Here is an 18,368-nt window from a genome sequence, read left to right as displayed (position 1 = left end):
TCCCGATGAATCCCCGCAGCAATCTTTCACGTCATCAAGGGGAACTTCAAGAGCCAAGGCAAGCGAGCACGGATCATGGAAAGATTTTGGGGGAGGGCGCTGATCAACGCCGGAATCACTATGGTTGCAGCCACCCGGATGCAGTAGTTTTAGCCATGCGTTATGTCATCGTCATCTGCGCCGTCACGTTCTTCCTGATCTGGGACGGGCTCTACAATCAGGGCAGCTATCTCGACACCACGGTCAGGGAGATTAACCGCATCGTGCGCTACATCACCAGCATGATGTAGGTTTCCTCGCCTTCGCCCCAACGCGTTGTTGCCGCGACATCGTTGCCGGTTGACGCAATCGTGTTGCCCACACAAAACATGGCTGCACATCGATCGAGGAGGCTGGGGTTGATCCGGCATATCGTTTTCTTCAGCGCACGGCACAAAGAGGACGTCGAGGCCGTACGCACGGGCTTGCTGGCGCTGGGCAACATCCCCCATTCCTGTCTGTTCGAGGTGACGCTCAACAGCAAGGTCGACCCGCTTTCGGACGAGATCGACGTGGTCGTTTATGCCGAGTTCGAGGATGACGCCGCTCTGGCCGCCTACAAGGCGCATCCGCTCTATGCCGAGACGACCAGCCAGGTCAAACCGCTGCGCGAACTGCGCTATTCGGCGGACATCGTGGCTGCGACTTGAAGGGAAACTGACCGAAGCAGGAGCGCACCCGTCTGCGGCGGTTGGTTCGGTCGGATCAGCGCCCGGCCGCTTCGGCGCGTCCCAGGCCAGCATGGCCAAGAACAGCCATCGCGACGACCGCTGCCGCCATGAAATCCCTGCGCATCAGGCGAGGGCCCTTGAACCAACTTCCGGAATGATGCACACCGCGCCGGCATGACCGAAACGATGCCAGCACGCCCTCATTCGCCCGGCGCTTACCCGCCCGGCGCTTGTCCCCTTGACCATCTTGTGCTGCCGACCGCCAGCCTCGACGTGGCGCGGGCGCGGCTGGTTTCGCTTGGCTTTGTTGTGGCGCCGACCGGCATCCATCCTTTCGGCACGGAAAACTGCTGCGTCTTCCTTGAGGACGGCACCTATCTCGAGTTGCTGGCAGTGGGCAATGCGCAAGCGGCGGCGAAAGCGATCGCCGACGGCAACGCCTTCGTCGCGCGCGATCGCGCCTATCGCGACAGCTGCGGCGATGAGGGATTTTCCGCCCTTGTCCTGGGCACCCAAAGTGCGGATGCCGACCACGCACGCTATGTCGAAGCCGGCCTGTCGGCTGGAGACATGCTGAGCTTTTCGCGCGCCTTCACCGACTCGGCGGGAAACAGCGACACGGCATCGTTCAAACTGGCCTTCGCCTCCGGCACCGGGGCGACGGATGCATTCCTGTTTGCCTGCGAGCGGATCAATGCGCCGAAAGTGGACCGCAGCGCGCTGCAGGTCCACGCCAATGGCGCAACCGGCATCATCGAAGTCGTGGCGGTCAGCACCGAGCCAGCCGAACAGCACCGATTGATTTCGATCGCGACGCGCAGTCCGGCGACCGGGCAGGGGAGCAGCACCGCGCTTGACCTGCCGAACGCGACCTTGACCCTGCTTGACCCCGCCGCCTTCGAAACGCGCTTCGGCATACCTGCCGGCGCGCCATCGAACCTCCGCTTCGCGGCGATCGTCTTTTTAGTTGGTTCCGCCGCCATGGTCGCCAAGCTGCTTGCAGCAAGGTCCGTCGAACATGACATACGCGGCGATGATATTGTCGTGCGGCCGGCATCCGGGCAGGGTGCGGCCTTCGTTTTCCAGGAGAAAGCATGAGCAAGCCCAATTCGTCCGTAACCGTCGGCAATGTCGTCTTTGGCAACAGCGCGCCGCTGTCGCTGATTGCCGGCCCGTGCCAGCTTGAATCGCGCCAGCACGCCTTCGACATGGCTGGCGCGCTGAAGGAACTGACCGAGAAGCTCGGGCTAGGCCTCGTCTACAAGACCAGTTACGACAAGGCCAACCGCACCTCGCTTGGCGGCACGCGCGGCGCCGGGCTCGATGCGGCGCTGCCCGTCTTCGACGATTTGCGCAAGGCGTTTTCGCTGCCGATCCTGACCGACATCCACACCGAGGAACAGTGCGCGCTCGTGGCGCCGCATGTCGATATCCTGCAGATTCCGGCTTTCCTCAGTCGCCAGACCGATCTGCTGATCGCGGCGGCAAGAACCGGCAAGGTCGTCAATGTGAAGAAGGGCCAGTTCCTCGCGCCGTGGGACATGAAGAACGTCGTCGCCAAGGTCACCGGTTCCGGCAACGCCAATGTGCTGGTCACCGAGCGCGGCGCGTCCTTCGGCTACAACACGCTAGTGTCCGATATGCGCGCCCTGCCGATCATGGCCGAGATCGGCGCGCCCGTGATTTTCGACGCCACGCATTCGGTGCAGCAGCCGGGCGGGCAGGGCGGCTCGTCAGGCGGCGATCGGCGCTTCGTCGAGACGCTGGCGCGCGCCGCGGTTGCGGTCGGTGTCGCCGGCGTCTTCATCGAGACGCATCAGGATCCCGACAACGCCCCCTCCGACGGTCCCAACATGGTGCCGCTGAAGGACCTTCGGGCGCTGCTTGAAAGGCTGATGGCATTCGATCGCGTCGCCAAGGGCTGAGCAAGTTCAGCGGCCCAGCCCTAAGTCCGACCAGAACTTGTGATCAACAGGCGCCGGTTGTACGCTGCCCAGGCAACCGAGTGCCTTGGAGGAGGAAGCCATGTCCGTCGCCCGCGTCACCGAAATCACATCATCGTCGAATAAGAGCTTTCAGGACGCCATCGAACAGGGGATTGCCCGCGCAGCAAAGACATTGAAGAACGTCGAAGGCGCCTGGATCCAGGACCAGAAGGTCGTCGTCGAGAACGGCACGATCTCCGCCTACCGCGTCAACATGAAGGTCACCTTCATCCTCGCTGAGTGATCAGCCCTGCACGTATGACCGCGTCCATAAAAGTCTGGAACCTTCGCAGCCCTCTCCTCATTGTCGAAGCTGAAGTGAACGACAAGAGGAGCACATCATGACAACCCAGACAGGACATACTGAAGCCATCGCTGCCTCGCGGGTGATCGGCACTTCCGTCTACAACACGGAAGGCACGCACATCGGCGACATCGAGGATGTCATGCTCGACAAATTGTCGAATGGAATCATGTTTGCCGTGATCGGCTTTGGCGGATTTCTCGGCATCGGCGAGAAATACCACGCCATTCCGTGGGCGAGCCTCGACTATGACGAGAACAAGGGCGGCTATGTCGTGCCGTTCACCAAGGAGCAACTGAAGGCAGCTCCCGCCTATTCGATCAACGAATTGACGGGCGCCGACGGCGAGGCCGCGCGTGATGCTTCATACAGTTACTACAGGGTCGAGCCTTATTGGCATTGATCTTGCTCTGCCGGAATCAAAAGGCCCCCGGTTGAACCGGGGGCCTTTTCTCTGGGATATCTACTCCGCTGCAATGGTCGACAACTCTACCGCGCCCTGTTGAGGCTGCTGAGTGTCACACGACGTCAAAAACGCCGCCGCGATCAGGAACAAACTCACAATACCGCTCAACTGAGACATGGCGAAACTCCTCCTGTTTCGCCCCGCGCAGCTGTGAGCATAAACCAGAAAGCCGCATGCCGCCAAGGCCTATGACTGACATGACTTATGATGACAGCAATTTGTGCTTCGTGATTCGATGTGGCGGAAGTGGCGGCACTATTTGCGGACGCCCCGATTGCGTTTTGCGGCACTTTGGCTAAGAGTTTTGAGCGCCTTTTGAAGTAGCTTTTTGGTGCTTATTAGTAGTCATTTTACTAGCGTCATTACGGTTCGAAGTGGTTGCTATGGTTGCATTTTCTGAATTCTTGCAGCTAAATATCTGTGGGCAATAGTTGCTCAGGTTCTTGGCAGAGAGAACGACACGGTTTCTCTCCCCAGCGCCTCCCCAGAAACAAACCCACGGAGAACCATTATGCCTCTACTCAAACTCAGCGACGCCGCCGTCGCCTCCTTCCGTCCGACAAGCGATGACGTGTGGCTGTGGGACACCCAGCTCAGCGGTTTCGCCTGCCGCATCCGTGACCTCAAGAAAGGCACCAGCCGGGCGTGGTATATCGCTTGGCAATTCGGCGGTAAGGGCCAGAAGATGTGGCTTGGCGATATCCCCGGCATGCCCTGCAAGACGGCCCGCGAGGAAGCCGGCCGCCATTTGAGCCGCGCCCGGCTGGGCGACAACCCGCTCGCCGCGAAACGGGAAGAGGCGGCGCGCATCAAGGCACAGGTCCGGTTCGGCGAACCCATCGAGCCGTTCTTGACCTATCAGAAAAATGAGAAGGGCAACCGGCCGGGCAGTCTGGCCAATCAGCGCCGGCATCTGACAAAATACTGCCGGGAGTGGCACAAGGTGCCGCTGGATGAGATCGACGGCGCAAAGGTCAAGGCGTTGCGCGACCGCATCCGTCAGGAAGTCGGCTTGCCGACCGCCATCGTGCTTGTCTCAAGCATCAGCGCCTTTTTCACGTGGTGCATGGAGGAAGGTCTGGCGAAGGCGAACCCGGTGATCGGCATACGCAAGATGCCGCTGCCGGAGTCGCGTGACCGGGTGCTGGACGCCGACGAGATCGTGGAAGTGTGGGACGCCGCATCGGTGGACGACAGCATCGGCAACAAGATCATCAAGCTGCTGCTCTTGCTCGGTCTGCGGCGGAACGAAGTCGCCAACGCCGACTGGTCGGAGTTCGATCTGGACAAGGCGCTTTGGGTCATCCCGGCAGAGCGCATGAAGGCGAAGATGGAACATCGCGTTCCACTCAGTGCGCAGGCGTTGGCGTTGTTGCCGGAGCGGCCAGAAAAGGGCGGCCCGGTGTTCGGCCTGTTCAGCAGTTTCAGCTTCACCAAGGCGGAGCTAGACCGGCAGATCGCCAAGGCGCGCAAGGCGGCCGGCGTCACCAAGCCGATGACGCCCTGGCGCATTCACGATTTGCGCCGGTCGATGGCGACTCACATGGGTGAGACGCTCGGAATCCTGCCGCATGTCATCGAGGAATGCCTGTCGCACCGGTCCTACCGGTCAGGCGTCGCATCGGTCTACAACAGGTCAACCTATGAGCCGCAGAAACGTCAGGCGCTGACTAAGTGGGGCGACTATATCGAGGCGCTGGCGGACGGCACCGTCGTTGAGATGAAGCGGTCGGCCTGATCAGTCTATACTGGGCCGACAGAGGCCCGCTGCGCGCTTCCCCGCCCAGTGGGCCTTCTGCTCTATCCCGGGCGGCACCTTGGCTCCGCGTCATCCCCGACGCCCGCCCCAGCTCAGCGAATGTTTGTCACGTTTGACCAACATTTCCCACCTTTTCCGGCGCTTTCGCTACGTAGCGAAGTCGGCCAGCAGCGCTTGTGAGTAGAGCGGAAATTTCTCGCCTCAAGGCGAAAAATTTGTCGTTTCGGCGCTTGAACTTAGGTCCGGTTATAACCGCAGCGGTTACGTAAGCCATTCATATTGCTACGTTTTCTTGGCCGCAGCCTGTTGCTTTTTATTGGCGATAGGGCTTAGCCTTCTTTCTGGCGACGCATTTCCCCGGAGGCATCAATGTCCGAGACAACCGAATCACCTTTCCGCGTCCGCTCGGTGCGCGAGCGCTGGCAGGAAGACCTCGAAGGCCGCATCTCATGGCGGATGTTCAAGGAACTACTGAACGCCGATGACGGCCCGGTATTGACCCGGCTGAGCGAAAGGAAGGTCGGCATCAGGACCGATCACTGGAAGACGTGGTTGGACGCCCGCAACGAGAAGGCTTCGGAGAAGCGGAAATGAGCTGGCGCGATCACATCCGCGTCCACCCGGCCGCCGACCTGTTTCCAATGATGAGCGAGGCGGAGCTGCGCGAGTTGGCAGCGGACATCAAGGCCAATGACCTTCGGCTACCGGTGATAATCTGGCACGACGATGACGGGACTGAATGGCTGCTCGACGGCCGCAACCGCCTCGATGCCTTAGAGCTGATCGGTGAGAAGCTGATCACTCCAGACGGCAAGTTGAGCGTCTACGATTATCACACTGACAAAGCTGATCGTGGTGACCCTTACGCCTACGTCATTTCGCTCAACATCAAGCGCCGGCATCTGACCGCTGAACAGAAGCGCGACCTGATCGCCAAATTGCTGAAGGCCGGGCCGGAGCGGTCGAACCGGCAGATCGCCGGAGTGGTGAAGGCGAGTCACGTCACGGTCGGCAAGGTCCGTGAGGAGATGGAAGCAACTGGACAGGTTGACCAGTTGACCAAGACGGTCGGCGCTGACGGCAAGGCGCGGACCCGTGATCGTCACAAACCCGGTCACGCCAAGCGTAACGCCGCCTCTATCCTATCCGTTCAGGACGTGTTGGCGAAATCGCTATACGGCAAGGCCCAGCTGCCCAGCAGGCCCACCGTGCTCATCACCGCGCCGGATGAACCGCCGCCGGAGCCGGCCAATGTCGTCCGTCTGGTGGATACGCTTCCTGAGCAACCGAAGCGGCCGCCCGTCAACCTGTCGCAATACACCACCCTCGCTGATGCGATGGCGATCTGGAATCGGCTGTCGAAAGAGGACGCCCGGCAGTTCATCCAGAACATCAGGCTGCACCCCAAATTTCCGGGCGACCTGTTCACCTCGCGGCCGATGCCGCCCGGCGGGAGGCTGCAATGAACGATGAATCGAACCGGCTTCCCGTCCTAGCCGCTGAAATCCGCCGCGCACATGCAGACGTGCAGGAGGCGGCCAAGACGGCGGCTCAATGCGCCATAGATGCAGGGCACGCCCTCATCGAGGCCAAGGCGCTCGTGAAGCATGGCGAATGGTTGCCTTGGCTGCGCGAGCAGTGCGCCTTAGCCGAGCGCACCGCGCAGCTCTACATGAAGATCGCGAAGTCGGGTAACCCGCCAGAAATTGTTGCAGCTCTTGGATTGCAGGCCGCTTCCGCTGAATTCGAGAAGATTTTTGATCCCGGCTACAAGCCGTTTTGCCACTGCACCGAGCAGGGCAAGCGGGAGTGGTATCTCTTCATCTTGTTCCTCGCACAAGAGTGGCATTGGTATCCTGACGGGGCCGCCCAACACGTCGAGTATCTGTCACAGAAGCAATTTTTGAGCCCGTGCGACTGGCTGACAGGCGATGGGCCGAAGTGGCGCAAGCCATGGGGCATGAGAGAACCGTCTGCCGAGTTCATTGCTTCTTGGCGGTCGTTCTTGGCAACGAGCCAGCACCTAATGACAATCGAGGAAATCGATCGCGAGATCGAGGCGATCCATAACCGCGTCGGCCCGACGCCGCCCACACCACGCAAACGACGCAGGCGCAAATCCGCAACGGTTGCGGATTTGAACAACCGCTCCGTACACAATAGCGATTGAGCGGGCGAATCGGGCGGCACTGCGCGGTCTGGCGGCGGCCACGGGAAATAGGGTCGGGATGGGGATGGAGGGACCGCCTCCTGCGGTGGGAGTTCAAGCCCGGCAGGAGACGGCGGGGGGTGAAGTCTTCCACGGAGCAAACACCCGCATGTGTGGTATCATTTTACCGTCACAAGTTCAAGTCAAAACTGGTTGCTTTAGCCGGTGACGGTAGTAGTATGTAGTTGAACTTACCACGGAAATCGGATGGGCCAGCGTCACGGGGGTTTTTCGCCGCCGGGGCGCTGGGCCGTTCAAAGGTTTTCGTAAGGGAGTTCTTTTTTTGTTCCACGCATCCGTTTACGGCCGGATTGGCCAAGACCCAGTTCAGCGAACCTCAGCCGCCGGGAATACTTGGGCCACTGCTTCCATCGCCTGCGACATCGCCAGTGAGGGCGGCCCGCCGCTCTGGTTGAGCATCGTCGCCTTCGGCAAGATCGCCGAACTGCTGCTCCGCCACGACAAGGGCGATCTGCTTTCGATATCCGGCAAGCTTCAGGTCAATCGCTGGCGAGACCGCGACGGCAACCAGCGCGAACAGCTTCAGATCATCGCCGACACCGTCATTTCGGCCCGCACCGTCAGGCCAGCCGGCGGCAGGAAACGCCAACAGCCGAGGGAGGAGCAGCAGCTCAACCTCGCATGATGGCCCGCCCCGCACATGCAAAAAAAAGCCGCCCCGAACCGATGCCCGGAAGCGGCTTCAGTAACGTGCCCGCTATCGAGCGGGGCAACGCTGACCCAAGCCGTACATATGCCGTTTCACATCACCGCACAAGTTACTTCACCCCGCAGCCCGGCGTCAGCACGGAGGTTCCCGGCCGGGTTGCACAAGCATGCCCTCGACCAATCGGCCGTCTATTTTCGGTTCTGCCCGTGCCGATCACCCTTTCGGGTGCTGATGAGAACCCTCCGGCCCGCCCGGTGCCGCTGACCAAGCCGGGAATCCAAATAGCGGGCAACGCTGACCCCTTGCGACCCGCAGCCTTGATGGTCCGGGCATCCCCCGGAAACGGTAAGAGGCACTGCGCCGTAACGACCAACGGCGTGGTGGGACGGCTGCCGAAAAAAAGCCGTCTGAGCTGAGCCCGGCCACCTTCTGCTTGCTGGGAAAGGCACTGAGTACGCGTAGGCCGAGAGGCTTATCCCCATGGTCCGGGGCTTGAGGTGGCGAAGTCCATATCAAGGCGGAAAAGGGGTAGCTATGCAAAAAAAAGGAGGAGAGCAACGATGACGAAGATGAACTGGCGGAAGGCCGATCTGGTCGGCAAGCGAACGCTCAACGTCCGGGATGAAGACGAGTATCGCGGTCAGGACAGCCATTTGTCGCACAGAAAGAGAAGAGTTTGGTCATGGCGTCTCAAAACCCCGTTTAATCCATCCATAAAGCCACCAACCAACGACCCACAGTGCGGCTGCAATCGCTAAGAGCGACACAAACCACACGGAGGCTTCAACATAGTCGATGCGGCAGTCGAGAAAGCCGAAGGCTCTTAAGCGACGCTCACCTTCGACTACTGGTTTCGGTGGGACATCGCATATACGGAAGGGGGAACGAGACGCGTGGGTGTTGGTGACTAAAATCCAAAATCCCGCAGCGCCGATACAAACAGCGAAAATGTAGACCCGCTTCAAACCCTCTTTGATGTTCATGCCGGACCGATCTCCCCTGAACTGTTTCAGTTATCACAAGCCGCTGGCTGGACGCTAGAGAACAGGGTCAAGAGACGCCAACTGAGTCCGCCAGCCGGCCGGCTACATGCTTCTGCGGCACGGTGAACGTCTGGGCCTTTGCTGCTGACGGTCGATCAGGTCGGACCTATTGCCCGAAGTGCGATCAGGTGCCGGTTTTCGAGGCGCTGAAGTTCACGCCACCGGAGACCGATCAGAAGGAACTTTTCAAGTGATCAACGGCGAATCTGACGTTTCTGCCGCTCCCGCGCGAATCAGTGCTTGGTGTCCTGCTCTTCGACCTCAGCCGGCCGCGTCATCCGGCTAGCGATCTGAAAGAGGCGTTCGGCAAGCACTTGCCGCGCATCTGCCGCATTGACATCGACCTCGACCGGGCCGTTGTTCGGGCCGCTGACCTCTTGGCGGAAAACGTAACCGCGATCCTTGCACTTGTGGGAGAGGTAGTAGGTGACGGCGCGCATGTCGCCCCGGCGGATGCCGTTGATCAACTGGCTTTCGGCCAAATCGCCAATCTCGGCATCGACGGCGCGGCGCACTTCCGCCAACTCCGGGTGCGCGGCGCAGAACTCGTAGAGGGTCGAACGGGCACACCGCAGGCGCTTTGCGGTCACGGTCATCAGCCCGGCGCTGCGCTGAAGCGCTTCGGTCACGCGGCGGACGGTGAGCTTGAGCTTGCGTTTCTGAGGCATGAGGCAAGGATATGGCGATGGTGTCGATCAGGCAACTCGGGCGGGCGGACACTCACGCGCGCGCGAGGGCGATCAGGCGTCACGTTCGGGCTAAATCGTTCGGCCATCTCGCTGTGTAACCCGTTCCGGCGTATGTTGGTTGCTCTGCGGCGGGAACCGCCCCAAGCCCCCCATCCCGCCGCTGAAGGAAGCTGGTCGCGAATGGCCGGCTTCCTTCGTTCTGGGCCAGCAGCTACTCTGCGAAAAGCGGCAGCGACACTGACCTATCACCCTAAGTGTTTGTAACCGTTGCGGTAATATAGCCAGACCTTTTGACGTGGGTTAGAATGGGGTATGGCCAAGCAATCGAGATGGCGGGAAGAGTTTCGGTTTGTCTACGTAGGCAAACCAGAGTCCCGCATCCGTCTGGCCGCCCTCGTGCTGCAAGCTGCTTTTCCCGGCCGCTGCGGCGTCACAGAGACGCGAACGGCACCTTTCCGGTCTAGGATACCGGCCGACAGCATCGCGCGTCCTGAGCGCCCGAATTCGGCGGTATATACGGCACAGGACCACGGCCCATGCTGAAGATCGGCGATGTCGTCAGCGCCGACGCCGGCCGGTTCAAAGGCGTCATCGTCGCCTCTCAGGGTGCACCGGGCGGCGGCCAATCCTACCGCGTCGCCACTTTTGCCATCCTGCCGCAATCGCGCCTGTTCTCTGCCGCTGAGTTGACGCCGGAACCGGAACCGCCGCCGGTCGAGGTCGGCCAGTCCGCCAAGCTGTATGGTCAGGATGGCGTGGTCGATGGCGTGAACCCGGACGGCACTCTCAGCTTCATGGCGATGATCACCTTGCCCGGCTCCGGCAAGGTCGTGGCGACACATCGATATCCGGCCGTTCTGAGGTCGGACTTCATGCGCTGGAATTTGTGACAGGAAGGAACCTCACGATGACGACGACACCAACGACCAACGGCAGCGGTCAGCCCAACGGACATGCACAGCCAACCGGCGGCCCGATCATCAGTAAGCGAATGGGCCACAAGCCGACACCCATTCAGCCGCCGGCCGCGCTCGACGGTCGGAACATTTTGCATTTCGGTGACGCCGCCGCACCGGACGTGGCGTTGACGCTGATGGCCGGAACGCTGGACGCCGCCCGGTCGGCCGTCGAAAAGGCGGTGACGGCCAGAAGCGCGTTACTGCAAGACGTGAACCTGACTGAACAGGCCCGCCATCTGAAAATCAAGCAGGCGGTCATCCAGACCATTGGCCCGCAGGTCGGGGCAATCGATAAGAGGATCGAGGCTGTGCAGGGTGAGATCGCCAAGATCAAACTCGACATCAGCGCGCCGAAGTTCAGCCCACTCGTGCAGGACAATTTCGTTCAACAGGCGATCATCAACAGGCTCGCCTCGATGAAGCCGGCCGAGAGAAGCGCGGTGCTCAGCGAAGCGCTGAGCAGCGGCGACGACAGAACGTTGGGCATCGTCTTGAGCAGCCCGGCTTGGCTTTCCGGCCTTTCACAGAACGAACATGATCATCTGAAGGCGCGCTTCGGCCTGAAGCGGCACGGTGAACAGGTCCGGCGCGTCCAAAGGCTTGAGAAAGCGTTGGAAGCGATGGAGAGGGCGCGTGCATCGGTCGAATCGTTTGCCGCCGGCTTGTTCAACCAGCAGCTCGCCAATGAGGCGGAAGCGGCTGCTGAGCGCACCGCGCGAGCGCTGGCCAAAGAGTAATACCGAAGAGGTAATACATGACCATCTTCACGGTCGTTGAACGCTCCGGCGAAAAGGTCGTGATCGAGGCCGAGTCGTCCCATGCGGACGGGCATCTGCTTCGCCTTTACGATGGCACTGGCCGGGTTGTCGCCAGCTTCAGTAGTCCTCGCTCATGCGTGCCGGAGGAGCTGGCGAATGAAAACGAATCGCGCCTGCCCGTGAGCCCTTGCCTGTAAGCGGGATTTGGCGCGATGGGGCCGTCCGGTTTCCTTCCGCTTTCGCCGGGCGGCTCCAACAATTCGGGCAAGGCTGTGCGCAGGCCGGCTACCCGATAGGCCGCCGTGGTTTCCGACAGTTTCCCCGGCGGCCAATTGCCAGCCCGAAACGTGTCGAGAGCGGCTGAGGTGACGAAAAAGGCCGGAAATGTATGACGATTCGGGACACATCGCTGATCCGGGAGCCACAAGGGTCTGAAGATGGGCGTTGCACGAGAATTCCACCGGCCGGTCCCTCACGCGAAAAGACGCCCGGCCGGTGGGATAGGGGCCGCCCGTTTTGGCCTAGGCGTGCGGCCCCACTTTGCAGGAGAAAGGCCATGTTCATTGCAACCGCCGGCAGCAGCTTCATCAACAGCGATCACATCGAAAGAATCACCTTGAGCGGAAAGCGTGACAATCCGCAGCGGTGCGTGCTCCACCTGTACAGTGGCGAGCAATTGACCGCCGTCATCGACCGCGCAGAGCTGGCCAAGCTAACAGGCGAACGCGAAGCGCCCGCCGTCTCGCATCTGCGGAAGGCGTCGGCGGCCTGAACTGCTTGGCCCCCAAGCCCGAAAAGCTTCCTATTGTGGCGAAAAAAGCGCTAGGGTCTGCCCGCTGGAACCGGGGGATCGATCCATGTCGAAATCTATCGAAGCTACTCAGCGGGAACTAGAATTGATCTTCAACGAGTTGAGCGCCGACCAAGCGGTCAACCGCGTTATCATGCAGACCCTTCTTCTGAATATGGTGAGCGCGAGAGGCCAAGGTCTTCTAGATGGGATAAAATATCAGGTGCTAGAGGGGTTGCGGTTATCAACGCCAAATGAGGGCGACCTGCAGGGCGGAGAGCGCAAGACGCAGTTAACAATAATGCGCGCAGAACGTTTCTTTCAGGAACTGGAACAAGCGTTAGGGGCAGGCAGTAAACAGCCGAGCGAAGGGGCACATTAGCCACCCGGTTTCCCGGCTCATTGGCCGCCAACTTCTATCCCGGTTTGCGTTCGATCAGCCTAGTATTGACCATATACACTAGGAACTCGCGTCCCGTTTCGGTGATGTCCATCTGACCATCCTTGATCTCGACAAGTTCGGCCGACGTAAGAAAGCTGAGCCACTTATCGAAGTCGTAATCCTTATAGAAATCGGGCGAGAGAATGGCGGCCTCATCGTAGTATGGACGTACGAGTTCCATCGACTTGGGCCCGGTCAGGTTAAGGCTCTTCAATAGGTCGATCTGGCTTCCGAAAATCAAGCGATGTACGCGTTCGAAAAGGGTAATCAAACGCGAAATTGCTAGTTCTCGAAGCAGGATCGGCTGCCTCTTTGCTTCTGGCTTAGTCTCAATCTGTTTGCGGAGCCTTTCTTCCAGTATGGCAAGGGCAGCAGTGGGTACCGGCAAATCTGGATCGTCTGGTATCCCACTGCTTGGAGGCTCAATCCGCTGCTGTTGTTCGGGCGCGTCAAGTTCTACGCCAGATGGCCCTGCCTTGCGGAGACGTGGGAGTATCGCTCGAATATCAGAGCTGAATAGCTGCGCGACGATGAGAATAGCTGCTGGCCAAGCAATGCCTTTCAGCAGATCAACAATGATCTCTAGCCACTGCATGTACGGTTTTCCCCAGCCCCGAATCAGTGTCTCGAAGGGTGTCTCGCTCAGCCGAGGACCGCATCCAGAACCGACCCCTTGCGTCAACTTGTCCACAACCTTTTTCCGGGGCTGTTCCCCGGCCGCGCCCAAGGCCAGAAACTTGGGAAGGCAAAAACCCGCAAACCCTTACGCAGCAAGGCGTTGAGCGTTTCGCTTGCTTTCCCACCCATTCTTTGGCTAAGACGTGCGCGACGCTTCGTCAGATCAATCGGGGACATCGCAATGACTGCCATCATCGACATTGTCGGGCGCGAAATCCTGGACAGCCGCGGCAACCCGACCGTCGAGGTCGACGTCGTGCTCGAAGACGGCTCGATGGGCCGCGCTGCGGTGCCTTCCGGCGCCTCGACCGGCGCGCATGAGGCGGTCGAACTGCGCGACGGCGGCGCCCGCTACCTCGGCAAGGGCGTCCTGCGGGCGGTAGAGGCCGTCAATGGCGAGCTGTTCGAAGCTATCGGCGGGATGGAAGCCGAGAACCAGATCCACATCGACCAGACCATGATCGAGCTCGACGGCACACCCAACAAGAGCCGCCTCGGCGCCAATGCGATCCTTGGCGTGTCGCTGGCGGTGGCCAAGGCTGCGGCGGAAGCGGCTGGCCTGCCGCTCTACCGCTATGTCGGTGGCACCAAGGCGCATGTGCTTCCGGTGCCGATGATGAACATCATCAACGGTGGCGCCCATGCCGACAACCCGATCGATTTCCAGGAATTCATGATCCTGCCGATCGGTGCGCTGACACTGCGTGACGGCGTGCGCTGGGGTTCGGAGATCTTCCATACGCTGAGGAAGCGGCTGAAGGACGCCGGCCACAACACCAATGTCGGCGACGAGGGTGGCTTCGCTCCTAACTTGAAAAGCGCGCCCGCAGCGCTCGATTTCATCATGGAATCGATCGAGAAGGCCGGCTTCAAGCCGGGCGAAGAGGTTGCGCTCGGCCTCGACTGCGCCGCGACCGAATTCTTCAAGGACGGCAACTACGTCTATGAAGGCGAGAAAAAGACCCGCGATCCGAAAACCCAGGCCAAGTATCTGGCCAAGCTCGCCGCGGACTATCCGATCATCACCATCGAGGATGGGCTGGCCGAAGACGACTGGGACGGCTGGAAAACGCTGACCGACCTCATCGGCAACAAGACCCAGCTGGTCGGCGACGATCTGTTCGTCACCAATACGGCCCGGCTGCGCGACGGCATCCGCATGGGCGTCGCAAATTCTATCCTGGTCAAGGTCAACCAGATCGGCTCACTTACCGAAACGCTCGACGCCGTCGAGACTGCGCACAAGGCCGGCTACACCGCGGTCATGTCGCACCGCTCGGGCGAAACCGAAGATTCGACCATCGCCGATCTCGCCGTCGCCACCAATTGCGGGCAGATCAAGACGGGTTCGCTGTCGCGGTCGGATCGCATGGCCAAGTACAATCAGCTCATCCGCATCGAGGAAGAGCTCGGCAAGCAGGCGCTCTACGCCGGCAAGTCGATCGTGAAGGGCTGAGCCGCAGAAAATCCTAAAACCCAGAAAATCCGAAAACGAAAGGGCGGGGCATTCTCGCCTTTTTTGTTTCAACACCGCCAGATCCGGTCGTCCGTAACCGTCCATTAAGCACAATCGGGCGAGAAAGGGCTAGGTCGCAGAGTGGTTAGAGCGCCCTTTGCGCGTCCAGGCGCGCGCGGCGCTCTAAGGGATTTGGGTCATGTGGACACGTCAGCACAAGCAGAGAAATACCGGTCGGCTGATCATCCCCTCGCTCTGCGTGGCGTTCCTCGCCTATTTCGGCTTTCATGCCTACCACGGCGAATTCGGCATCTATTCCAAATACCGGTTGCAAGCCGAAGCCGTCGACCTGCAAGGTAAGCTCGATGCCGTCAAGGCGCGCCGGCTCGATCTGCAGCGGCGTGTTCAGCTCATGCATCAGGGCACGCTGGAGAAGGACATGCTCGACGAGCAGGCGCGCAAGGCGCTCAATGTGTCCCACGCCGACGAAATCACCATCATGCTACCGGCCACGGCGAGATAACCAAATTCAAGTTAATCGCCGATATTTTCAACGATTTTAATCGCTTAGACGCATGTCAGCCATGCATTTTTCGGCATGGCGAAACGCTTTCTCGCGTGTTAGCCTTTTGCCAAATCGGTGGGGAGAACTGATCTCCCTCAGTGTCCGCAAGAGACGCCAACAGGGAGTGATGCATGGCCACCGCCGCCAGAAAAGCGCCTGCCAAAACCAAACCCAAATCCGACGGCAAATCGGCAGGGCTTTCAGCCCCCAAACCTGTCGACTTCACCAAGGATGAGGAGCTTGACGCCTACCGGCGCATGCTGCTCATTCGCCGCTTCGAGGAAAAGGCCGGCCAGCTCTACGGCATGGGCTTCATCGGCGGCTTCTGCCACCTCTATATCGGCCAGGAAGCAGTTGTCACCGGCATGAAGATGGCGCTGATCGACGGCGACCAGATGATCACCGCCTACCGCGACCATGGTCACATGCTGGCGATGGAACTGTCGCCGCGCGGCGTCATGGCCGAATTGACCGGGCGCCGCGGCGGCCTGTCCAGGGGCAAGGGCGGCTCCATGCACATGTTCTCCAAGGAGAAGCATTTTTACGGCGGCCACGGCATTGTCGGCGCGCAGGTCTCGCTCGGCACCGGCCTCGCCTTCGCCAATCGCTATCGTGGCAACAACAATGTGACACTGACCTATTTCGGCGACGGCGCCGCCAATCAGGGCCAGGTCTATGAAAGCTTCAACATGGCCTCGCTGTGGAAGCTGCCGGTGATTTTCATCATCGAGAACAACCGCTATGCCATGGGCACCTCGGTAACGCGTTCGTCGGCCGAGACGGATTTTTCGCACCGCGGCGCCTCCTTCAAGATCCCCGGCATCCAGGTCGATGGCATGGACGTCCGTGCAGTCAAGGCAGCCGGCGATCTCGCCACCGAATGGTGCCGTGACGGCAAGGGGCCGCTGATTCTCGAAATGCAGACCTATCGCTACCGCGGCCACTCGATGTCCGATCCGGCAAAATACCGCTCCAAGGAAGAAGTGCAGAAGATGCGCTCCGAGCGCGGCCCGATCGAGCAGGTCAAGGCGCGCCTGCTCGACAAGAAGTGGGCTGATGAGGACGAGCTCAAAGCCGTCGACAAGGAGGTCCGCGACATTGTCGCCGACGCCGCCGAATTTGCCCAGAACGACGCAGAGCCGGATCCGTCCGAGCTCTGGACCGATATCGTACTGTAACGAGAGGGCAAGGCCATGCCGATCGAAATTCTCATGCCCGCTCTCTCGCCGACTATGGAAGAGGGCAATGTTTCCAAATGGTTGAAGAAAGAGGGCGATAAGGTTGTCGCCGGTGACGTCATCGCCGAGATCGAAACCGATAAGGCGACGATGGAAGTCGAGGCCGTCGACGAAGGCACGCTAGCCAAGATCGTGGTTCCTGCCGGCACCGAAGGTGTCAAGGTCAACACGCTGATCGCCGTGCTCGCCGTTGATGGTGAAGACATCGACAAGGCAGGCGAAGGCATCGGCGAGGAACCTGCCAAGGCGGAAACTGCAGCGCCAGCGCCTGCTGCGGCCAAAAGCGAGGGCGCAGCACCTGTCGCCGCGGCGCCGAGAACCGAAATCGCCGCCGATCCCGACATCCCGGCCGGCACGGAGATGGTCTCGACCACGGTGCGCGAAGCGCTGCGTGACGCGATGGCCGAGGAAATGCGCCGTGACGCAGACGTCTTCGTGATGGGCGAGGAGGTCGCCGAATACCAGGGCGCTTACAAGATCACGCAAGGGCTGCTGCAGGAATTCGGGGCGCGTCGCGTCGTCGACACACCGATCACCGAGCACGGTTTTGCCGGCGTCGGTGTTGGCGCGGCGATGGCCGGCCTGAGGCCGATCGTCGAGTTCATGACCTTCAACTTCGCCATGCAGGCGATCGATCATATCATCAACTCCGCCGCCAAGACGCTCTACATGTCCGGCGGCCAGATGGGCGCGCCCATCGTCTTCCGCGGGCCAAACGGCGCGGCCGCCCGCGTCGCCGCCCAGCACTCACAGTGCTATGCCGCCTGGTACAGCCACATTCCCGGCCTCAAAGTGGTGATGCCCTACACCGCCGCCGACGCCAAGGGATTGCTGAAGGCCGCGATCCGCGACCCGAACCCGGTCATCTTCCTCGAGAACGAAATCCTCTACGGCCAGTCCTTCGATGTGCCGAAGATCGACGATTTCGTGCTGCCGATCGGCAAGGCGCGCATCCACAAGTCGGGCAAGGATGTCACCATCGTCTCTTTCGGCATCGGCATGAGCTACACGGTGAAGGCAGAGGCCGAATTGCGTGGCATGGGCATCGATGCCGAGATCATCGACCTCAGGACCATCCGCCCTCTCGATTTCGACACCATCATCGCCTCGGTCAAGAAGACCAATCGTCTTGTGGTGGTGGAGGAAGGATTTCCGCAGAGCTCGGTCGGCGACCACATCGCCAGCCAGGTGTCGCAGCGCGCCTTCGATTTCCTCGACGCGCCGGTCATCACCATTGCCGGCAAGGACGTGCCGATGCCCTATGCGGCAAACCTCGAAAAGCTGGCGCTGCCCAATGTCGGCGAGGTCGTCGAGGCGGTCAAAGCCGTCACATATCGCTGATGAATGGGGAGGATCCGGTGGCGACTGCGAGAGAGACACGACGGATTGCTTGGGCGATTTTTTGGCGCGCGGGCCTTACAGGCATTGTCCTCGGCTTTGTCTCTGGCTTTATATTCGGATTTGTCATCAATTTTGTTGGAACGATCGCCGGCGTTGATCGGCAACTTCTTTACCAAATAAGTGCGTGGGGTGGCGGTATTCTCGGACTGGTCGCTTCTTTCCTGGCATTCAACTATTTCCTCGCTTGGTCGATCGGCAGACCGATCGGTGAAAAGACTCTTTCGCTATCTGTATAGCGCTGCTGAC

The 18,368-nt window shown here is 60.4% G+C and carries 24 protein-coding genes; 21 read left to right on the top strand and 3 right to left on the bottom strand.

The features are described 5' to 3' along the window. Positions 1-155 precede the first annotated feature (155 nt). The 11 genes from BLT09_RS35455 (at position 156) to BLT09_RS04890 (ending at position 8,079) form a co-directional block, all read left to right on the top strand. Positions 156-290 (top strand): hypothetical protein, encoded by a 135-nt coding sequence (locus tag BLT09_RS35455; RefSeq protein ID WP_023799246.1) that lies wholly within the window; start codon positions 156-158, stop codon positions 288-290. Positions 291-398: 108 nt separating this feature from the next. Continuing rightward, on the top strand, positions 399-689 hold the full coding sequence (locus tag BLT09_RS04940) for a Dabb family protein (RefSeq protein ID WP_091591144.1): 291 nt from the start codon (positions 399-401) through the stop codon (positions 687-689). A gap of 207 nt (positions 690-896) precedes the next feature. Next, on the top strand, positions 897-1,808 hold the full coding sequence (locus BLT09_RS04935; RefSeq protein ID WP_236473403.1) for a VOC family protein: 912 nt from the start codon (positions 897-899) through the stop codon (positions 1,806-1,808). After that, positions 1,805-2,635 carry a 3-deoxy-8-phosphooctulonate synthase gene (kdsA, locus tag BLT09_RS04930; protein ID WP_023799243.1) on the top strand — a complete coding sequence of 277 codons (831 nt, stop codon included), beginning with the start codon at positions 1,805-1,807 and terminating at the stop codon, positions 2,633-2,635. The genes BLT09_RS04935 and kdsA overlap by 4 nt, the downstream gene beginning before the upstream one ends. A gap of 100 nt (positions 2,636-2,735) precedes the next feature. Next, positions 2,736-2,939 carry a dodecin family protein gene (locus BLT09_RS04925; RefSeq protein ID WP_023799242.1) on the top strand — a complete coding sequence of 68 codons (204 nt, stop codon included), beginning with the start codon at positions 2,736-2,738 and terminating at the stop codon, positions 2,937-2,939. 97 nt (positions 2,940-3,036) lie between these two features. Next, on the top strand, positions 3,037-3,402 hold the full coding sequence (locus BLT09_RS04920; protein WP_023799241.1) for a PRC-barrel domain-containing protein: 366 nt from the start codon (positions 3,037-3,039) through the stop codon (positions 3,400-3,402). A 574-nt stretch (positions 3,403-3,976) separates the two neighbouring features. Then, a complete protein-coding gene (locus tag BLT09_RS04910; RefSeq protein ID WP_091591139.1) occupies positions 3,977-5,203 on the top strand; it encodes a tyrosine-type recombinase/integrase in 1,227 nt (408 codons plus the stop codon). A gap of 390 nt (positions 5,204-5,593) precedes the next feature. Then, positions 5,594-5,818: a hypothetical protein gene (locus BLT09_RS04905; RefSeq protein ID WP_091591137.1), complete on the top strand. Its 225-nt coding sequence runs from the start codon at positions 5,594-5,596 to the stop codon at positions 5,816-5,818. Beyond that, positions 5,815-6,690 carry a ParB/Srx family N-terminal domain-containing protein gene (locus tag BLT09_RS04900; protein ID WP_091591135.1) on the top strand — a complete coding sequence of 292 codons (876 nt, stop codon included), beginning with the start codon at positions 5,815-5,817 and terminating at the stop codon, positions 6,688-6,690. The genes BLT09_RS04905 and BLT09_RS04900 overlap by 4 nt, the downstream gene beginning before the upstream one ends. Beyond that, the gene (locus BLT09_RS04895) at positions 6,687-7,394 is read left to right on the top strand and encodes a DUF3102 domain-containing protein (protein WP_091591134.1); all 708 of its coding nucleotides are present in this window, start codon (positions 6,687-6,689) and stop codon (positions 7,392-7,394) included. Before BLT09_RS04900 ends, BLT09_RS04895 begins: the two co-directional genes overlap by 4 nt. Positions 7,395-7,716: 322 nt before the next feature. Beyond that, positions 7,717-8,079 (top strand): single-stranded DNA-binding protein, encoded by a 363-nt coding sequence (locus tag BLT09_RS04890; RefSeq protein ID WP_167366342.1) that lies wholly within the window; start codon positions 7,717-7,719, stop codon positions 8,077-8,079. A gap of 704 nt (positions 8,080-8,783) precedes the next feature. Here the strand turns inward: BLT09_RS04890 and BLT09_RS33485 are convergent. Together BLT09_RS33485 and BLT09_RS04885 are read right to left on the bottom strand one after the other, a co-directional pair. Next, complete coding sequence (locus BLT09_RS33485) at positions 8,784-9,086, bottom strand: hypothetical protein (RefSeq protein ID WP_139172518.1); 303 nt, start codon at positions 9,084-9,086, stop codon at positions 8,784-8,786. Between the two features lie 293 nt (positions 9,087-9,379). After that, the gene (locus BLT09_RS04885; RefSeq protein WP_091591131.1) at positions 9,380-9,814 is read right to left on the bottom strand and encodes a hypothetical protein; all 435 of its coding nucleotides are present in this window, start codon (positions 9,812-9,814) and stop codon (positions 9,380-9,382) included. Positions 9,815-10,371: 557 nt separating this feature from the next. Here BLT09_RS04885 and BLT09_RS04880 point away from each other — a divergent pair. The 5 genes from BLT09_RS04880 to BLT09_RS04860 all read left to right on the top strand — a co-directional run bounded on the left by BLT09_RS04880 (position 10,372) and on the right by BLT09_RS04860 (position 12,724). Further along, positions 10,372-10,725, top strand: coding sequence for a hypothetical protein (locus BLT09_RS04880; RefSeq protein WP_091591129.1), 354 nt, complete (start codon positions 10,372-10,374; stop codon positions 10,723-10,725). A gap of 17 nt (positions 10,726-10,742) precedes the next feature. Beyond that, positions 10,743-11,531, top strand: coding sequence for a hypothetical protein (locus tag BLT09_RS04875; RefSeq protein WP_091591128.1), 789 nt, complete (start codon positions 10,743-10,745; stop codon positions 11,529-11,531). 17 nt (positions 11,532-11,548) lie between these two features. Beyond that, positions 11,549-11,749 carry a hypothetical protein gene (locus BLT09_RS04870; protein ID WP_091591126.1) on the top strand — a complete coding sequence of 67 codons (201 nt, stop codon included), beginning with the start codon at positions 11,549-11,551 and terminating at the stop codon, positions 11,747-11,749. A gap of 359 nt (positions 11,750-12,108) precedes the next feature. Continuing rightward, positions 12,109-12,324 carry a hypothetical protein gene (locus BLT09_RS04865; RefSeq protein ID WP_091591124.1) on the top strand — a complete coding sequence of 72 codons (216 nt, stop codon included), beginning with the start codon at positions 12,109-12,111 and terminating at the stop codon, positions 12,322-12,324. Positions 12,325-12,409: 85 nt separating this feature from the next. Next, on the top strand, positions 12,410-12,724 hold the full coding sequence (locus BLT09_RS04860) for a hypothetical protein (protein ID WP_091591122.1): 315 nt from the start codon (positions 12,410-12,412) through the stop codon (positions 12,722-12,724). A 34-nt stretch (positions 12,725-12,758) separates the two neighbouring features. On the opposite strand, the gene BLT09_RS04855 is transcribed toward BLT09_RS04860, so the two are convergent. Further along, complete coding sequence (locus BLT09_RS04855; RefSeq protein ID WP_139172516.1) at positions 12,759-13,379, bottom strand: hypothetical protein; 621 nt, start codon at positions 13,377-13,379, stop codon at positions 12,759-12,761. A gap of 264 nt (positions 13,380-13,643) precedes the next feature. On the opposite strand from BLT09_RS04855, the gene eno reads away from it, so the two are divergent. The 5 genes from eno to BLT09_RS04830 all read left to right on the top strand — a co-directional run bounded on the left by eno (position 13,644) and on the right by BLT09_RS04830 (position 18,358). Continuing rightward, entirely contained in the window at positions 13,644-14,918 is a 1,275-nt protein-coding gene (gene eno / locus BLT09_RS04850) for a phosphopyruvate hydratase (protein ID WP_091591118.1), read from the top strand. A 199-nt stretch (positions 14,919-15,117) separates the two neighbouring features. Next, on the top strand, positions 15,118-15,441 hold the full coding sequence (locus BLT09_RS04845) for an FtsB family cell division protein (RefSeq protein WP_023799238.1): 324 nt from the start codon (positions 15,118-15,120) through the stop codon (positions 15,439-15,441). Positions 15,442-15,614: 173 nt separating this feature from the next. Continuing rightward, entirely contained in the window at positions 15,615-16,661 is a 1,047-nt protein-coding gene (pdhA, locus tag BLT09_RS04840) for a pyruvate dehydrogenase (acetyl-transferring) E1 component subunit alpha (RefSeq protein ID WP_091591117.1), read from the top strand. A gap of 15 nt (positions 16,662-16,676) precedes the next feature. Further along, complete coding sequence (locus BLT09_RS04835; protein ID WP_023799236.1) at positions 16,677-18,062, top strand: pyruvate dehydrogenase complex E1 component subunit beta; 1,386 nt, start codon at positions 16,677-16,679, stop codon at positions 18,060-18,062. A 17-nt stretch (positions 18,063-18,079) separates the two neighbouring features. Next, a complete protein-coding gene (locus BLT09_RS04830; RefSeq protein WP_139172514.1) occupies positions 18,080-18,358 on the top strand; it encodes a hypothetical protein in 279 nt (92 codons plus the stop codon). The last annotated feature ends 10 nt before the right edge of the window (positions 18,359-18,368 follow it).

The organism is Mesorhizobium muleiense, from assembly GCF_900099905.1.
Lineage (GTDB): Bacteria > Pseudomonadota > Alphaproteobacteria > Rhizobiales > Rhizobiaceae > Mesorhizobium > Mesorhizobium muleiense.
This window is presented reverse-complemented; position numbering and strand designations above follow the sequence as displayed.

What these genes read in the sequence shown, in the direction of transcription:
- eno (WP_091591118.1), top strand. Translation starts at nt 13,644, where the DNA reads ATGACTGCCATCATCGACATTGTCGGGCGCGAAATCCTGGACAGCCGC.
- BLT09_RS04875 (WP_091591128.1), top strand. Translation starts at nt 10,743, where the DNA reads ATGACGACGACACCAACGACCAACGGCAGCGGTCAGCCCAACGGACAT.
- BLT09_RS04920 (WP_023799241.1), top strand. Translation starts at nt 3,037, where the DNA reads ATGACAACCCAGACAGGACATACTGAAGCCATCGCTGCCTCGCGGGTG.
- BLT09_RS04855 (WP_139172516.1), bottom strand. Translation starts at nt 13,379, where the DNA reads ATGCAGTGGCTAGAGATCATTGTTGATCTGCTGAAAGGCATTGCTTGG.
- BLT09_RS04900 (WP_091591135.1), top strand. Translation starts at nt 5,815, where the DNA reads ATGAGCTGGCGCGATCACATCCGCGTCCACCCGGCCGCCGACCTGTTT.
- BLT09_RS04860 (WP_091591122.1), top strand. Translation starts at nt 12,410, where the DNA reads ATGTCGAAATCTATCGAAGCTACTCAGCGGGAACTAGAATTGATCTTC.
- BLT09_RS04835 (WP_023799236.1), top strand. Translation starts at nt 16,677, where the DNA reads ATGCCGATCGAAATTCTCATGCCCGCTCTCTCGCCGACTATGGAAGAG.
- BLT09_RS35455 (WP_023799246.1), top strand. Translation starts at nt 156, where the DNA reads ATGCGTTATGTCATCGTCATCTGCGCCGTCACGTTCTTCCTGATCTGG.
- kdsA (WP_023799243.1), top strand. Translation starts at nt 1,805, where the DNA reads ATGAGCAAGCCCAATTCGTCCGTAACCGTCGGCAATGTCGTCTTTGGC.
- BLT09_RS04865 (WP_091591124.1), top strand. Translation starts at nt 12,109, where the DNA reads ATGTTCATTGCAACCGCCGGCAGCAGCTTCATCAACAGCGATCACATC.
- BLT09_RS04910 (WP_091591139.1), top strand. Translation starts at nt 3,977, where the DNA reads ATGCCTCTACTCAAACTCAGCGACGCCGCCGTCGCCTCCTTCCGTCCG.
- BLT09_RS33485 (WP_139172518.1), bottom strand. Translation starts at nt 9,086, where the DNA reads ATGAACATCAAAGAGGGTTTGAAGCGGGTCTACATTTTCGCTGTTTGT.
- BLT09_RS04870 (WP_091591126.1), top strand. Translation starts at nt 11,549, where the DNA reads ATGACCATCTTCACGGTCGTTGAACGCTCCGGCGAAAAGGTCGTGATC.
- pdhA (WP_091591117.1), top strand. Translation starts at nt 15,615, where the DNA reads ATGGCCACCGCCGCCAGAAAAGCGCCTGCCAAAACCAAACCCAAATCC.
- BLT09_RS04880 (WP_091591129.1), top strand. Translation starts at nt 10,372, where the DNA reads ATGCTGAAGATCGGCGATGTCGTCAGCGCCGACGCCGGCCGGTTCAAA.
- BLT09_RS04895 (WP_091591134.1), top strand. Translation starts at nt 6,687, where the DNA reads ATGAACGATGAATCGAACCGGCTTCCCGTCCTAGCCGCTGAAATCCGC.
- BLT09_RS04885 (WP_091591131.1), bottom strand. Translation starts at nt 9,814, where the DNA reads ATGCCTCAGAAACGCAAGCTCAAGCTCACCGTCCGCCGCGTGACCGAA.
- BLT09_RS04925 (WP_023799242.1), top strand. Translation starts at nt 2,736, where the DNA reads ATGTCCGTCGCCCGCGTCACCGAAATCACATCATCGTCGAATAAGAGC.
- BLT09_RS04845 (WP_023799238.1), top strand. Translation starts at nt 15,118, where the DNA reads ATGTGGACACGTCAGCACAAGCAGAGAAATACCGGTCGGCTGATCATC.
- BLT09_RS04905 (WP_091591137.1), top strand. Translation starts at nt 5,594, where the DNA reads ATGTCCGAGACAACCGAATCACCTTTCCGCGTCCGCTCGGTGCGCGAG.
- BLT09_RS04935 (WP_236473403.1), top strand. Translation starts at nt 897, where the DNA reads ATGCCAGCACGCCCTCATTCGCCCGGCGCTTACCCGCCCGGCGCTTGT.